Origin of the sequence: Leifsonia sp. AG29 (assembly GCF_009765225.1) — a bacterium.
Classification (GTDB): Bacteria; Actinomycetota; Actinomycetes; order Actinomycetales; family Microbacteriaceae; genus Leifsonia.
Genome location: NZ_VMSF01000001.1, coordinates 1539107 through 1553691, shown reverse-complemented (window position 1 = coordinate 1553691; position 14585 = coordinate 1539107). Strand labels below are relative to the sequence as shown.

General features: G+C 70.6%; 12 protein-coding genes. 4 read left to right on the top strand and 8 right to left on the bottom strand.

All coding sequences use genetic code 11. The annotated features are described in order from the left end of the window. The first annotated feature begins 108 nt into the window (after positions 1 to 108). A complete protein-coding gene (locus FPT20_RS07515; RefSeq protein ID WP_158864051.1) occupies positions 109 to 615 on the top strand; it encodes a DUF4870 domain-containing protein in 507 nt (168 codons plus the stop codon). 84 nt (positions 616 to 699) lie between these two features. Next, positions 700 to 1080 carry a DUF4870 domain-containing protein gene (locus tag FPT20_RS07510; protein ID WP_158864049.1) on the top strand — a complete coding sequence of 127 codons (381 nt, stop codon included), beginning with the start codon at positions 700 to 702 and terminating at the stop codon, positions 1078 to 1080. On the opposite strand, the gene hemW is transcribed toward FPT20_RS07510, so the two are convergent. The 4 genes from hemW to FPT20_RS07490 are packed head-to-tail and all read right to left on the bottom strand — an operon-like array spanning position 1073 to position 6131. Beyond that, positions 1073 to 2311, bottom strand: coding sequence for a radical SAM family heme chaperone HemW (gene hemW, locus FPT20_RS07505; RefSeq protein ID WP_158864047.1), 1239 nt, complete (start codon positions 2309 to 2311; stop codon positions 1073 to 1075). The genes FPT20_RS07510 and hemW overlap by 8 nt on opposite strands. After that, complete coding sequence (locus tag FPT20_RS07500) at positions 2311 to 2964, bottom strand: DUF1990 family protein (protein ID WP_158864044.1); 654 nt, start codon at positions 2962 to 2964, stop codon at positions 2311 to 2313. The genes hemW and FPT20_RS07500 overlap by 1 nt, the downstream gene beginning before the upstream one ends. A gap of 10 nt (positions 2965 to 2974) precedes the next feature. Further along, a complete protein-coding gene (gene lepA / locus FPT20_RS07495) occupies positions 2975 to 4825 on the bottom strand; it encodes a translation elongation factor 4 (RefSeq protein WP_158864042.1) in 1851 nt (616 codons plus the stop codon). A 52-nt stretch (positions 4826 to 4877) separates the two neighbouring features. Further along, positions 4878 to 6131, bottom strand: a complete 1254-nt coding sequence (locus FPT20_RS07490; RefSeq protein ID WP_199245711.1) for an amidohydrolase — start codon at positions 6129 to 6131, stop codon at positions 4878 to 4880. Positions 6132 to 6184: 53 nt separating this feature from the next. On the opposite strand from FPT20_RS07490, the gene FPT20_RS07485 reads away from it, so the two are divergent. Together FPT20_RS07485 and rpsT are read left to right on the top strand one after the other, a co-directional pair. Then, on the top strand, positions 6185 to 7078 hold the full coding sequence (locus tag FPT20_RS07485; protein ID WP_158864040.1) for an NAD-dependent epimerase/dehydratase family protein: 894 nt from the start codon (positions 6185 to 6187) through the stop codon (positions 7076 to 7078). Between the two features lie 162 nt (positions 7079 to 7240). Next, positions 7241 to 7501 carry a 30S ribosomal protein S20 gene (rpsT, locus tag FPT20_RS07480; protein WP_158864038.1) on the top strand — a complete coding sequence of 87 codons (261 nt, stop codon included), beginning with the start codon at positions 7241 to 7243 and terminating at the stop codon, positions 7499 to 7501. Between the two features lie 86 nt (positions 7502 to 7587). Here rpsT and holA read toward each other — a convergent pair whose 3' ends face one another. The 4 genes from holA to leuS all read right to left on the bottom strand — a co-directional run bounded on the left by holA (position 7588) and on the right by leuS (position 14533). Next, positions 7588 to 8625, bottom strand: a complete 1038-nt coding sequence (holA, locus tag FPT20_RS07475) for a DNA polymerase III subunit delta (protein ID WP_233265432.1) — start codon at positions 8623 to 8625, stop codon at positions 7588 to 7590. Continuing rightward, positions 8517 to 11087 (bottom strand): ComEC/Rec2 family competence protein, encoded by a 2571-nt coding sequence (locus FPT20_RS07470; protein ID WP_233265431.1) that lies wholly within the window; start codon positions 11085 to 11087, stop codon positions 8517 to 8519. Before FPT20_RS07470 ends, holA begins: the two co-directional genes overlap by 109 nt. Continuing rightward, positions 11087 to 11827 (bottom strand): ComEA family DNA-binding protein, encoded by a 741-nt coding sequence (locus FPT20_RS07465; protein ID WP_158864034.1) that lies wholly within the window; start codon positions 11825 to 11827, stop codon positions 11087 to 11089. Before FPT20_RS07465 ends, FPT20_RS07470 begins: the two co-directional genes overlap by 1 nt. Before the next feature lie 102 nt (positions 11828 to 11929). Then, positions 11930 to 14533, bottom strand: coding sequence for a leucine--tRNA ligase (gene leuS, locus FPT20_RS07460; RefSeq protein WP_158864032.1), 2604 nt, complete (start codon positions 14531 to 14533; stop codon positions 11930 to 11932). Between the last annotated feature and the right edge of the window lie 52 nt (positions 14534 to 14585).

Below are 14585 nucleotides of genomic sequence, written 5' to 3'. Positions count from 1 at the left end.
GTAGCGCGCCACGCGGAGAGGACGATGATTGCACGCGGGGGCTCGCAGCAGTACTTTATGCGCACCGGTGGGACATCGACGTCCCGCGAGATCGGAAGGGCAAGGACCATGACCGACCCGAATCAGCCCGCACCCGGGGACGCCGCCGTCCCGCCGCAGCACCCCGGTGCGGTGCCTCCCCAGCAGCCGTACGGGGCTCAGCAGCCCGCCTACGGCACCCCGCAGCCGGGCGCTCAACCGCAGTACGCCGCCCCGGCCGGCGCACCGCTCGACGCCACGCAGGACAAGCAGTGGGCCTCGTTTGCCCACCTCGGGGGCATCCTGTGGTTCCTCCCGTCGCTCATCATCTGGCTCGTCTTCAAGGACCGCGGCCGGCTCACCGCCCAGGAGTCCAAGGAGGCACTGAACTGGCAGATCACCTGGATCAGCGCCTGGGTCGTCTCCCAGATCATCGGCATCGTCCTCGCCTTCACCGGCGTGGGATTCCTCCTGTTCGGCCTGCTCATCCCCTGGGCGCTCTACATCGTGAACCTGGTGTTCTCGATCCTGGGGTTCGTGCGCGTCAACAGCGGCGGCGCCTACCGGTACCCGATCAACTTCCGCTTCATCAAGTGACGGGGGGCTCTCGGCTCCTTCCCAGGAACGCGCATCGCGCCCTAGGCTGAAGCCGACCGTCCGTCCCGAACCAAGGAGGAGATCATGTCCGCAACGCCCCCACCGCCCCCGCAACAGCCGTACGGAGGCTCGGCGCAGCAGCTCAGCCCGGCCGACGAGAAGCTCTGGTCGACGCTCGTGCACATCGGCGGCATCCTGTTCAGCTGGATCCCGGCCCTGATCGGCTACCTGGTGCTCAAGGACCGCGGCCCGTTCGTCCGTGCGCACACGGCGACGGCGCTCAACTTCCAGATCACCATGTTCATCGCCTACGTGGTCGGCGGCATCCTCTCGGTCGTGGTGATCGGCCTGTTCATCATCCTCGCCGTCTGGGTGCTCACGATCGTCTTCAGCATCATCGCGGCGATCAAGGCCAACCAGGGCGAGTACTACACCTACCCGCTGGCGATCAAGTTCGTCAGCTGACGCCGTCGTCGGCGAGCAGCCGGCGCACGACGGCATCGGCCAGAAGCCGCCCCCGCAGGGTCAGCACCACCGACCCGGCGAGGGCGGCTTCGCCGTCGATGAGACCGTCGGCGATGAGCCCGGCGACCTCACGGCGGCCGGGCGCCTCCAGCTCGGCGATGCGCAGCCCGTCACGGATGCGGGTCAGGAGGAGCACGCGTTCGACCCGACGCGTCTCAGCGTCGAGCGTCTCGCGGCCGGCGGACGGCGACTCGCCGGCGAGCACGCGCTGGGCGTAGGCGGCGGGGTGCTTGACGTTCCACCAGCGGACGCCGCCGACGTGGCTGTGCGCCCCCGGTCCGATCCCCCACCAGTCGTGTCCGAGCCAGTACGAGAGGTTGTGGCGGGAGCGGTGCTCCTCGTCACGAGCCCAGTTGCTCACCTCGTACCAGCCGTAGCCCGCCGAGGCGAGCCGCGCGTCGGCGAGCTCGTACATGTCGGCCTGGAGGTCCTCGTCCGGCTCGGGCACCTGTCCCGAGCGGATCTGACGCGCGAGCTTGGTCCCGGGTTCGACGATCAGCGAGTACGCAGACAGATGGTCCGGCTCGCACGCGAGCGCCGAGTCGAGGCTGCGCGACCAGTCGTCCAGCGACTCGCCCGGGGTCCCGTAGATCAGATCGAGGCTCACCTGGAGGCCGGCATCGCGAGCCCAGCCGACGACGAGCGGTACGCGCGCCGGGTCGTGCGTTCGCTCGAGCGTTGCCAGCACGTGAGGCACCGCGGACTGCATGCCGAAGGAGACGCGGGTGAAGCCCGCATCCGCCAGACGCCGGAGATCGTCCGCATCGACGGAGTCGGGGTTCGCCTCGGTGGTGACCTCGGCGCCGGGTGCGATGCCCCAGGCGTCGCGTACCGCTCCGAGCATCGCCCCGAGGTCGCCGGGCGGCAGGAGGGTGGGTGTGCCTCCGCCGAAGAACACTGTGGAGACGGGACGCGGCGGGAGCCCGCTCGCGCTCAGCGCGTGCGCGGCGAACTCGACCTCCCGCACCGCGTGCCCGGCGTAATCCGACTGGGACACGCCGCGGAGCTCGGTGGCCGTGTAGGTGTTGAAGTCGCAGTAGCCGCAGCGCACCCGGCAGAACGGCACGTGGAGGTACACGCCGAAGTCGCGCCGGTCGGCGCCGGGACGTGCGGAGGCCGGGAGGAGCCCGTCAGCGGGGGCCGGGTCGCCGAGCGGAAGCGTGCTCGGCATCAGGCGGACCGTGCGGGGTGGAGCGCCCGCAGGTACCGATTCGTGTAACGGCGCTGGACCATGCCGAGCACCGGGGAGCCGAGGCGGTAGAAGGCGTTCGACGGGCGCGAGAAGGCGCGGAGCACGAACCAGACGGTGTCGTCGTCGCGATGCTCGACCATGAACAGCTCCTCGCCGCTCTCGGGATGCCCGTGCAGGGTGCCGTAGGCGAACCCCTTGCGGAACGGCTCGTCGATCACGTACACGACCCGAACCGGCGCCGACACCTTGAACGGGCCGAAGGGGACCTTGAGGAGCGCCGTCATGCCGTTGCGGACGAACGGGGTGCCGTCGTCGGTGAAGACGTGCTCCTCCGGCTCCTGCTCACGCGTGCGCATCCGCACCGGGGAGCCGTCCGGATTGAACTCGATCCCCTCGTACTGGACACCCGTGCCCTCCCGGACATCCGTGACGAGGATGCCGCTCCCCCGCTGGACGCCCCAGGCCATGAGCGCGGTGGCGGCCGTGTCGAAGCGCGCGTCGCCGCTGCCCAGCCGGATAGACCGCTCGAGCGGCTTGTAGCCCTTCGGCGGGTAGTAGAGCAGATCGGACGCCTGGGTGCCGCCGACGGCACCGTACGTCACGGGCTGGTCGGTGAAGGTGGAGCGGCGCATGGCTACGAGCCTACTTCTTGTCCTTCTTCTCGGTGTCGCCCGAGAGCGCGGCGATGAACGCCTCCTGGGGCACTTCGACGCGCCCGACCATCTTCATGCGCTTCTTGCCCTCCTTCTGCTTCTCGAGCAGCTTGCGCTTCCGGGTGATGTCGCCGCCGTAGCACTTCGCGAGGACGTCCTTGCGCATGGCGCGGATGTTCTCGCGGGCGATGATCCGGGCGCCGATGGCCGCCTGGATGGGCACCTCGAACTGCTGTCGCGGGATCAGCTCGCGGAGCCGCCCGGCCATCATGGTGCCGTAGGCGTAGGCCTTGTCGCGGTGGACGATCGCGCTGAAGGCGTCGACCTGCTCGCCCTGGAGGAGGATGTCGACCTTGACGAGGTCGGCCTCCTGCTCGCCGGCAGGCTCGTAGTCGAGGGAGGCGTATCCCGCCGTGCGGCTCTTCAGCTGGTCGAAGAAGTCGAAGACGATCTCGCCGAGCGGCATCGTGTACCGGATCTCGACGCGGTCCTCGCCGAGGTACTCCATGCCGAGGAGCGTGCCGCGCCGGCTCTGGCAGAGCTCCATGATGACGCCGACGTAGTCCTTCGGCGCGAGGATGGCCGCCTTGACGATCGGCTCCTCGACCTTCGCGATCTTGCCGCCGGGGAACTCGCTCGGGTTCGTGACCGTGATCGTCTTCTTGTCCTCGGTGGTCACCTCGTAGATCACGCTCGGCGCCGTGGTGATGAGGTCGAGGCCGAACTCGCGCGACAGCCGCTCGGTGATGATCTCGAGGTGGAGGAGCCCGAGGAACCCGCAGCGGAACCCGAAGCCGAGCGCGACGGAGGTCTCGGGCTCGTAGACGAGCGCGGCGTCGGAGAGCTTGAGCTTGTCGAGCGCCTCCCGGAGCTCGGGGTAGTCGCTGCCGTCGATCGGGTACAGCCCCGAGAAGACCATCGGCTTCGGTTCGGTGTAGCCGGGCAGCGCCTCCCGTGCCGGCTTGGCCGCCGACGTGATCGTGTCGCCGACCTTGGACTGGCGGACGTCCTTCACGCCCGTGATGAGGTAGCCGACCTCGCCGACGCCGAGGCCCTTCGATGCCGTCGGCTCGGGCGCGGACACGCCGATCTCCAGGATCTCGTGGGTCGCCTTCGTGCTCATCATCTGGATGCGCTCGCGCGGCTCGAGCTTGCCGTCGACCATGCGGACGTAGGTGACGACCCCGCGATAGGCGTCGTACACGGAGTCGAAGATCATCGCCCGAGCGGGGGCGTCGGCGACACCGACCGGCGCCGGGATCTCCTGCACGACGCGGTCGAGCAGCGCCTCGACGCCCAGTCCCGTCTTGCCCGAGACGCGGAGGACGTCCTCCGGGCGGCCGCCGATGAGGCTCGCGAGCTCGGCGGCGTACTTCTCGGGATCGGCGGCGGGGAGGTCGATCTTGTTGAGCACGGGGATGATCGTCAGATCGTTCTCGAGCGCGAGGTACAGGTTCGCCAGCGTCTGGGCCTCGATGCCCTGCGCGGCGTCGACCAGCAGGATGGCTCCCTCGCACGCGGCGAGAGATCGGGAGACCTCGTATGTGAAGTCGACGTGACCGGGCGTGTCGATCATGTTGAGCGCGTACGCCTGGCCGTCGACCTCCCAGGGCATGCGCACGGCCTGGCTCTTGATCGTGATCCCGCGCTCGCGCTCGATGTCCATGCGGTCGAGGTACTGCGCGCGCATGTCGCGGTCGGAGACCACCCCGGTGATCTGCAGCATGCGGTCGGCGAGCGTGGACTTGCCGTGGTCGATATGCGCGATGATGCAGAAGTTGCGGATGGACGCCGGGTCGGTCGCGGCGGGCGCGGGGGCCTGGAGAGCACGTGGAGACATCGTCCGGCCATTCTCCCATGAACGGGCCGGCCCGGACGCCCGCTGCGCGGTGTCAGGCGAAGCGCTCGGCGCGCTCCACGACGTGGGCGGCGCCGTCCTCCCAGCGGTAAACCTCGCAGCCCTGGATGAAGACCCGCTCGGCCCGCGAGTTCACGTCGAGCGGGTCGCCGGACCAGACGACGACGTCGCCGTCGCGGCCGGGCGTGAGGGCGCCGATCCGCTCCTCGAGGCCGAGGAAGGTCGCCGGGTTGATGGTCAGCGCCTCCAGGGCGGTCTGGCGTGGCAGACCGTCCTTGACCGCGAGGGCCGCCTGATAGACGAGGAAGTTGATCGGGACGACCGGGTGGTCGGTGGTGATCGCCACGCGGACACCGGCGGCGGCCAGGAGCGCGAGATTCGCGATGGCCCGGTCGCGCAGCTCGACCTTGGACCGGGAGGTGAACATCGGCCCGAAGATCACGGGGATGTCGCGCTCCGCGAGGACGTCCGCGATCTTGTGCGCCTCGGTGCCGTGGTTGACCACGAGCTTGTACCCGAACTCGTCGGCGAGGCGGATCGCCGTGGCGATGTCGTCGTGGCGGTGCGTGTGCTGGTCCCAGTACAGCTCGCCGTCCAGCACCCGCGCGAGCGTCTCCTTCGCGAGATCGCGCGCAAAGGGCTTGCCGTCGCGCTCGGCCTCCTCGCGCTGGGCTCGGTAGTTCTGCGCCTCGACGAACGCCTCGCGGATGATCATTGCCACGCCGAGCCGGGTGCTCGGCGTCTGGTTCTTGCCGCCGTACACGCGCTTCGGATTCTCACCGAGGGCGGACTTGACGCTGACGGACTCGCGGATGACCTGCTCGTCGATGACACGGCCGCCCCACGTCTTGATCGCGACGGTCTGGCCGCCGATCGGGTTGCCGGAGCCCGGCTTGACGACCACGGCCGTGACGCCTCCCGAGAGCGCGTCGCGGAAGCCCTCGTCGTCGATGTTGATCGCGTCGACCGCGCGGACCGCCGCCGTGTTCGGCGTCGTCATCTCGTTCGTGTCGTCCCCGGCCGGTCCATTGGCCTCCTCGTGGATGCCGACGTGGCCGTGGGCCTCCACGAAGCCGGGGAGCACCCAGCGGCCGCCCGCGTCGACCGTGCGCACGCCCTCCGGGACGCTCACCTCGGAGGAGGGGCCCACCGCCGAGATCACGCCGTCCTGGACGAGGACCGTGCCGTTCTCGATCGGATCGCCGACGACCGGGACGACGTGCGCACCGACGATGGCGACCGAGGCGGAGAAGCGAGGGGAGGCGGCGGATTCCATACGATCGGTCATGCTCTCGAGCCTACGCCGGGAATGCCTCCGGCTCTCCGGCGTTCGCTTACGGTATGAGCATCCTTCTGACCGGCGCGACCGGCTACATCGGCACCTCCGTCCTCTCCCGCCTCATCGAGGGGGGCCACTCCGTCACCGCCCTGGTGCGCGACGAGGCCAAGGCGGCCGCGGTGGAGGCCGCCGGAGCGCGCGCTCTCGTCGGCGACGTCACCGATTCGGAGCTCGTGGCCCGCGCCGCCGCCGATTCCGACGGGGTCATCCACGTGGCCTCGACGAAGGACGGAGACCCCGTCTTCATCGACGCGGCGCTGCGAGGCCTCGGCGACAGCGGAAAGGCGCTCGTCCACACGGGCGGCCTCTGGACCTACGGCTCGGGCGAGGACCTGACAGAGGACTCCCCCGCGGCGCCGCCCGCGATCACGGCGTGGCGCGGCGCGAACGAGGCACGGGTCCTCTCGGCCGAGGGCGTCCGCGGCATCGTCGTCGTCCCGTCGATCGTGTACGGCAAGGGAACCGGGCTCGCGCGCCTCGTGGTCGACGCACCGCGCGAGACCGAGGGCGAGCCCGCGATCCGCCTGATCGGCGACGGGAGCCAGCACTGGGGCACGGTCCACGTGGACGACCTCGCTGAGCTGTACGTCCTCGCGTTCGAGCTGGGCGGCCGCGGCGAGTCGTACATCGGAGCGAGCGGCGTCAACCCGACCGTCCGCGAGCTCGGGGAGGCCGTCGCCGCAGCCTACGGCGTCGTCGGCGGTGTCCGCGCCGAGACCGTCGAGGAGACGCGGGGCCGCCTCGGGGAGGCGCTGGCCGATGCTCTCCTGCTCGACCAGCAGGCGCGCGGGACCAAGGCCCGCGTCGAGCTGGGCTGGGAGCCGAACCGCGCCTCCCTCGTCGAGGAGCTCTCCTCGGGTTCCTACGCGCCGGCCTCCATCGGCGCGGCCGAGTAGCCCACGAACCACGCCGGCAATCACCGGTTTTGGTGCGGGAGCGGCCCACTGGTAAAGTTGTTTGTTGGCTTGCGTGTGGGTGTCTCCGCACGAACGCCGCAAGGCGCCCTCTCTCGCTGAGCGGCACATCCGATACTCACTGACAAACGAAAGTAACCCTCCGTGGCAAACATCAAGTCGCAGATCAAGCGCAACCGCACCAACAAGAAGGCTCAGGAGCGCAACAAGGCCGTCAAGAGCGAGCTCAAGACCGCCATCCGCGCCACCCGTGAGGCCGTCGCCGGCGGCGACAAGGACAAGGCGACCGCGGCGCTGCGCCTCGCTTCCAAGAAGATCGACAAGGCGGCCAGCAAGGGCGTCATCCACAAGAACCAGGCGGCGAACCGCAAGTCGGCCATCGCCAAGCAGGTGGCCGCTCTCTGAGTCGCCTCTGACGTCGAGAGCCCCCGCCGGACCCGGTCCGGCGGGGGCTCTCGTCTTGTCGGTGGTGTGTCGACCAGAGCCGGCGATCAGCCTCGGCCCCGGGCGCTGATGACGCGGATCATGCGCTCGAGCGCGAACACCGGGTCGCGACCACCCCCCTTGACGGCGAAATCGGTCTCGGCGAGGAGTTCGATGCAGCGGCCCAGGCCGTCCTCCGTCCAGCCCTGAAGGTCGCGACGGGCCCGGTCGACCTGCCAGGGGGCGAGCCCGTACTGCTGCGCCAGCTGGGCGGAACCGCCTCGGGAGCCGGCCAGCTTCGCCATCGTGCGGAGCTTGCTGGCGAATGCGGCGACCATCGGCACCGGGTCGGCGCCGGACGCGAGCGCGTGCCTTAGGGTCACGAGTGCTTCTCCGTGACGACCCGCGATCGCGGCGTCGGCGACCTGGAAGGCGTTGGTCTCGACCCGTCCGCCGTAGTACTTGTCGACCGTGGACTCCGTGATCTGTTCCGCCGAATCGGACAGCAGCTGCTGGCAGGCGGCCGCGAGTTCGGCGAGGTCGTCGGAGAACGCGGAGACGATCGCGCGGAGCGCACCCGGTGTGATCTTGCGTTTCGCGGCGGCGAACTCCGCCTGAGCGAAGTCGTACTTCTCTGCGTCCTTCTTGAGCTCGGTGCAGACGACCTCGATGGCGTCCCCGCTGCCGGAACGGATCGCGTCGAGAAGCTTCTTGCCGCGGACGCCGCCGCTGTGGCGGAGGACGACGACCGTGCCGTCCGCCGGCGACCCGAGGTAGTCGAGCATCTCGGCGAGGAACCCCTCGCTGCACTTCTCCACACTCGCCACGCGGATCAGCCGCGGCTCGCCGAACAGGGAGGGGCTCGCGAGCGTGAGCAGCTCGCCGGGGGCGTAGTCGGCGGCATCGAGATCGCTGATCTCGAGGCTCGGATCCTCGGCTTTGAGGGCGTCGCGCAGCGTGCGGATCGCCCGGTCGGCCAGGAAGCCCTCTCCGCCCGTCACGAGGACGACGGGTGCCGGGCGGATCTGGTTCCAGGCCAGCTGGGGGATCGCGACGGAGGCACGGCTCTTGGTCGCGCCTCCTCGGGCTGCGGTTCTGGTCGCCACTGTTCTCCTCGTTCGTCTCCGTGATCGGAGCCCTGTCCCAGGATACGGGCGACCACCGGCGCCCGACCCGCACGCGTCGCGGACGCCGGGTCGGCGCTCCCGCTCGTGGGTTCGGATCGTTCGCTCCAGACCACCGGCTCTCCGCCGCTGTCCGGAGCGATCAGCAGCAACCCCTGCTCGTCGGTGCGCGCGACCGCCGTACCGGATCGCGCGAGCATCCGGAGGGCGGATGCGGTGGGGTGGCCGTACCCGTTCCGCCGCCCCACGGAGAGGAGGCCCAGCCGGGCTCCGATCGAGTCGTACAGCCGCGGGCTCTGGTCGGCGGACCCGTGATGGGCCACCTTGACCACGTCGACCGGTCGGAGCGCTCCGGTGGCGAGCAGCTCGTCCTGCGCCTCCTCCCCCAGGTCGCCGAGGAAGAGCGCACGGATGCCGAGTCCTTCGGTCTCGACGGTGAGACTGCCGTCGTTGCCGCTCGCCGCGGGGGCACCCGGTGGTGCGCTCGGCCAGAGCAGGCGCCAGGAGATCCGGCCCAGCGAACCGCGCATCCCCGCCGTACCCGTCTCGACCTCCACGCCTGCGGTCGCGAGGAGGGACAACCTCCTGTCGTCGGCGGCCCGCCCCGGAGATCCGACGAGGGCACGGTCGGCACGCGTCGCCACGGCCTCGAGGCCACCGACGTGATCCGCGTCGAAATGGGTCAGCACGAGAACGTCGACCCGGTCGATCCGCAGGCGGTCGAGACAGGCCGCAGCCAGTTCCGGATCCCTGCCGACGTCGATCATCATCACGGCATCCCCATCACGCACGAGCAGGGCGTCGCCTTGACCGACATCGCAGGCGGCGATCTGCCAGTCCTGCGGGTAGCCCGTCGAGCGCCCGATGCCCGCGCCGGTGAGGACGCCCAGGTACACGACGGCCGACGCGACGAGCAGAAGGGCCGTGAGCCGGACGACCGCGCGAGGGAGGCGGCCGCGCGCGCTGACGAGCGCTACCGCGATGAGCAGGAGGGCGCACAGGAGGACGCCGAGCAGCCCGTCCGGCCAGGGCAGCGCCGTCGCCGGCAGGTCGGTCGTGACCCGCGCGACACGGGCGATCCAGGCCGAGGGGAGCCACGCGAGCTGAACGCAGAGGTCGCCGAGAGCGGGCCACCACGGCAGAACGGCGCAGGCGACGCACCCGAGGACGGTGGCGATCGGAGCGGCGGGCTCGGCCAGCAGATTGGCCGGTACGGCGTAGAGCGGCAGCGACGGCGTCAGCAGGATCAGGATGGGCTGGCACGCCAGCTGCGCCGCCAGGGGGACGGCGATGACCAGCCCGAGGACCCGGGGCATCCAGCGGGAGAGGGCGTCGGCGAGCGGGCGCGCGAGAAGCAGCAGGCCCGCTGTGGCGAACACCGAGAGGGCGAACCCGTAGTCGCGCGACAACCAGGGATCGTGGACGAGGAGCGCGATGACGGCCAGACCGAGGGCGGGCACGCCGTCGGCCGGACGTCCCCGAGCCAGCGCGAGGAGGAGGACGGAGGCCATCGCCGCCGCGCGGATGACGCTGGCACCCGGACCGACCAGCACGACGAAGCCGGCCAGCGCCACCCCGGCGAGCACGACGCGGGAGCGGCGACCGAACCCGAGCCGTGCGGCCAGGAAGAAGACGAGCCCCGTCACGAGCGCGCAGTTCGCCCCGGACACGGCCGTGAGGTGGCTCAGCGAGCTGGCCTTCATGGCGTCGTCGAGGGACCGGGAGACCGCCGTCTCGTCGCCGATGGCGAGCCCCGGAAGCAGGTCTCCCCCGTCGCCGGGTGTTCGCGAAGCGGCCTCGGCGAACGCGGCGCGCACGGGCACGGCCCAGGCCAGCCACCACGGCGGCGGCTCGAGGACGGCGGGAACCGTCGCGGCGCGAAGCGTGAACGACGTCGCCTCTCCCGCCTCGTTCGCACGGAGGCGTCCCTCCGCCGACACGGTCGCGCCCAGGACGACGTCGGCGATGTCGCGTCGAGGGGCAGAGACGACCACGGTGACCGGTGTTCCGGCGGACTCGTGAACGTGCGGTGCCGTCACGCCGTCGACCACCGTGCCCCGCCACGACCATCGGGGCGTGCCATCGAACCCCGGAGCCCAGGGACGCGCGGCCGTCTCGATCCGGAGGACGACCTTCGCGGCGTCGCCGGAGGCGGCCGCGGCGGCGAGCGGGCCCCCGGCGCGCCCCGGAGCCTCCACCGCCACGACAGACGATCCGAGCGCCGCCGCTCCGATCGAGAGCGCCGCCAGAAGGAGCAGACTGCGGGCTCGGGCGGACCTCACGCGGTGCGCCCGGCGTCCCATCACTGCAGCGCCCAGCAGGAGGAGGAGGGCCGCCGCCCCGAGCGCAACGGCAGGCGCCCATCCGATGGAAGGGATGCCGATCGAGAGGGCGCAGGACGCCCACAAGGCCGCCCCCGCGCACGCGAGACGGAGATCGGGCATCACACGGTCACCAGGTCTTTGAGACCGGCGAAGATCTTGTCTCCGATGCCGGTGACCTTCTGCAGATCGGAGACGGACGCGAACCGGCCGTTCGCCTCCCTCCAGTCGACGATCCGCTGGGCGAGGGCGGGCCCGATGCGCGGCAGGGCCTCGAGCTCCCCGGCCGTGGCGCGGTTCAGGTCGATCTTGCCGCCGCCCTTAGCGGAGGGCGGCCCTCCACTACCCGCACTGCCGGAGCCGTCGGCCGAAGCCCCGGCGACGCTCCCGCTCGGCGCCTGCTCTCCGACGCGAGGAACGTAGAGCTGCTCGCCGTCGCTGACGGTGCGCGCAAGGTTCACGCCTCCGGGGTCGGCGTCGTCGGTCAGGCCGCCGGCCGCGGCGACCGCGTCGACGACGCGGGCACCGCTTCGGAGCGATACGAGTCCAGGAGTCCGGACGCCGCCGAGCACATGCACCAGGACCAGCGGCCCAGCAGCTGCCGCGACCCCCGGCGGCGCGGTCGACGATCGAGCGGTCGGGATCGGCAATGGGCTGCTGCTCCCGCTCTGCGACAGCGCTGAGATCGCGACCGCGATGACGAGAGCCGTCACGAGCAGGACCACGACGGCCCCCACACCGAGACGGACGCGCGCCGGCCGGGGCGCCGGGGCGAGCGCGTCGTCGGCCGGTTCAGCCGTTACGACGAGGGGCGGGTCGTCACCGGCCCCCTCGCGCTCGTGAGCTGTCGGGCGGTGGTGCATCCCTCCACGCTAGGAAGCCTCCCGGAGCGACACGGAGAAGGGGCCGGAGCCGTGCATCGCGCGCACGGTTCCGGCCCCTGTGGACGAACCGGGGATTCGGCCCTACCCGCGAGGCTTCGTCGCGATGTTCACCAGGCGAGGAGCCCGGACGATCACGTTCACGATCTCCTGATCGCCCACGGATCGCGTCACCGCTTCCGAGGACCGGGCGAGCTGCTCCAGCTCGTCGGAGGCGATCTTGGGCGAGACCTCGAGGCGGTCGCGGACCTTCCCGTTCACCTGGACGACGGCTGTCACCGACTCCTCGATCAGCAGGGTCGGGTCGGGCTTCCGCCACGGCACGAGCGCCACCGACGGCTCATAGCCGAGCTGCTCCCACATGTCCTCCGCGGTGTAGGGCGCGAACAGGTTGAGCGCCATGGCCGTGACCTCGGCCGCTTCGCGCACCGCGGCGTCGCCCGCTCCCGCACCGCTGTCGATCGTCTTCCGCGTCGCGTTGACGAGTTCCATAAGGCGGGCGACGACGACGTTGAACTTGAACGCCTCCACGAGCCCAGGAGCATCGGCGAGGAAGCGGTGCGTCACCCGGCGGAGCGCCGGGTCGCCGGTCTTCCACACCACGTCGGGCGCGCTCGTGACGTCGTGGGCGATCCGCCAGGCGCGCGCGAGGAACTTGGCGCTCCCCGACGGCGAGACGTCGGCCCAGTCGATGTCGTCCTCCGGCGGCCCGGCGAAGGCCATCGTCAGGCGGACGGCGTCGACGCCGTGCTCGTCGAGCTGCTCCGAGAGCTTCACGAGGTTGCCCCGCGACTTCGACATGGCCGACCCGTCCATCAGCACGAGACCCTGGTTGAGGAGGGCCGTGAACGGTTCCGTGAAGCTCACGTAGCCGAGGTCGAACAGCACCTTGGTGATGAATCGCGAGTACAGGAGGTGAAGGATCGCGTGCGAGACGCCGCCCACGTACTGGTCGACCGGCGCCCACTTCTCCGCTTCGCGCGGGTCGAAGGCCTGCGTGTCGTCGTTCGGCGACAGGAAGCGCAGGAAGTACCAGGAGCTGTCGACGAACGTGTCCATCGTGTCGGTGTCGCGCTTGGCCGGACCGCCGCACGAGGGACAGTCGACGTTCACCCAGTCGGAGGCCGCGCCGAGGGGGCTCGTGCCCTTCGGCTGGAGGTCGAGGCCCTCGGCCGGAGGGAGCAGCACCGGCAGGTCGGCCTCCGGGACGGGGACCTCGCCGCACGCCTCGCAGTGGATGATCGGGATCGGCGTGCCCCAGTAGCGCTGCCGGGAGATCAGCCAGTCGCGCACGCGGAAGTTCTTCGCCGGCGAGCCCAGGCTGGACGCCTGCAGCGCCTCCGTCACGCGGCGGATCGCGTTCGACTTGCTGAGCCCGTCGAACGGCCCCGAGTTGATGAGCCGCCCCTCGCCGGTGAGCGCCACCCCCGTCTCGGACGGGTTCTCGAGCCGGATGTCGTCCGGGAGGATCGGCTCGCCCGTCGACGGGTCGGTCCGGATGACGGGAATCGCCCCGGTGACCGGCTGCGTCGTGTCCACCACGACGCGCACCGGGAGGTCGAACGCGCGCGCGAAGTCGAGGTCGCGCTGGTCGTGTGCGGGCACGGCCATGATCGCGCCATGGCCGTAGTCGCTCAGGACGTAGTCCGCGGCCCAGATCGGGATGCGCTCCCCCGTCAGCGGGTTCACGGCGTGACGCTCCAGGAAGACGCCGGTCTTCTCGCGCTCGGTGTTCAGCCGGTCCATCTCGGTGGTGCCGCGCACCGCCTCCAGATAGTCGTCGAAGCGCTTCCGCACCTCGGGCCGCGCGCCCTCGACCAGCTCGGCGGCGAGATCGGAGTCGGGCGCGACGACCATGAACGTCACACCGTAGAGCGTGTCGGGACGAGTCGTGTAGACGGTCACCGGCTCGTCGCGTCCCTCGATCAGGAAGCGCACGTCCGCTCCGGTCGAGCGGCCGATCCAGTTGCGCTGCATGGAGATGACCTTGGAGGGCCAGGCGCCCTCCAGCTGGTTGAGGTCGTCGAGCAGCCGGTCGGCGTAGTCCGTGATCCGGAAGTACCACTGCGTGAGCTTCTTCTTGGTGACGAGGTTGTCGCAGCGCTCGCAGCGTCCGCCGACGACCTGCTCGTTGGCGAGCACCGTCTGATCGAACGGGCACCAATTGACCTGGCTCGCCTTGCGGTAGGCGAGACCCTTCTCGTACAGCTTGAGGAACAGCCACTGGTTCCAGCGGTAGTAGGACGGGTCGCACGTCTGCAGCACGCGGTCCCAGTCGAAGCTCGGCGCGTAGCGGCGCATCGAGGCCTTCTGCTGCGCGATGTTGTCGTAGGTCCAGCCCCGGGGGTCGAGCCCGCGCTTGATGGCGGCGTTCTCGGCGGGCAGGCCGAACGCGTCCCAGCCGATGGGGTGGAGCACGTTGAAGCCCTGGTGACGCCAGTACCGGGCGATCACGTCGCCGAGCGCGTAGGCCTCGGCGTGACCCATGTGGAGGTCGCCCGACGGGTACGGGAACATGTCGAGGACGTACTTGCGCGGGCGCTTGTCGGCCGGGTCGTCGGTCGCGAAGGGCCGCAGATCGTCCCAGACCGGGAGCCACTTGTCCTGGATCGCGGCGAAATCGTACTGCGCGGAATCGGTGCCCGCGCCCGGCGCCGTCGTGCCGGCTGAGTCGTGCTCGTGTGCCACGTGACCTTCAATCTCGTCGTGCGCCGCCGCTGCTGGTGCGCGGCGGGAGGAT

Bases quoted from the DNA above. Each gene is read 5' to 3' on its own strand.
- FPT20_RS07515 (WP_158864051.1), top strand. From the start codon at position 109: ATGACCGACCCGAATCAGCCCGCACCCGGGGACGCCGCCGTCCCGCCG.
- FPT20_RS07510 (WP_158864049.1), top strand. From the start codon at position 700: ATGTCCGCAACGCCCCCACCGCCCCCGCAACAGCCGTACGGAGGCTCG.
- hemW (WP_158864047.1), bottom strand. From the start codon at position 2,311: ATGCCGAGCACGCTTCCGCTCGGCGACCCGGCCCCCGCTGACGGGCTC.
- FPT20_RS07500 (WP_158864044.1), bottom strand. From the start codon at position 2,964: ATGCGCCGCTCCACCTTCACCGACCAGCCCGTGACGTACGGTGCCGTC.
- lepA (WP_158864042.1), bottom strand. From the start codon at position 4,825: ATGTCTCCACGTGCTCTCCAGGCCCCCGCGCCCGCCGCGACCGACCCG.
- FPT20_RS07490 (WP_199245711.1), bottom strand. From the start codon at position 6,131: ATGACCGATCGTATGGAATCCGCCGCCTCCCCTCGCTTCTCCGCCTCG.
- FPT20_RS07485 (WP_158864040.1), top strand. From the start codon at position 6,185: ATGAGCATCCTTCTGACCGGCGCGACCGGCTACATCGGCACCTCCGTC.
- FPT20_RS07470 (WP_233265431.1), bottom strand. From the start codon at position 11,087: ATGCCCGATCTCCGTCTCGCGTGCGCGGGGGCGGCCTTGTGGGCGTCC.
- FPT20_RS07465 (WP_158864034.1), bottom strand. From the start codon at position 11,827: ATGCACCACCGCCCGACAGCTCACGAGCGCGAGGGGGCCGGTGACGAC.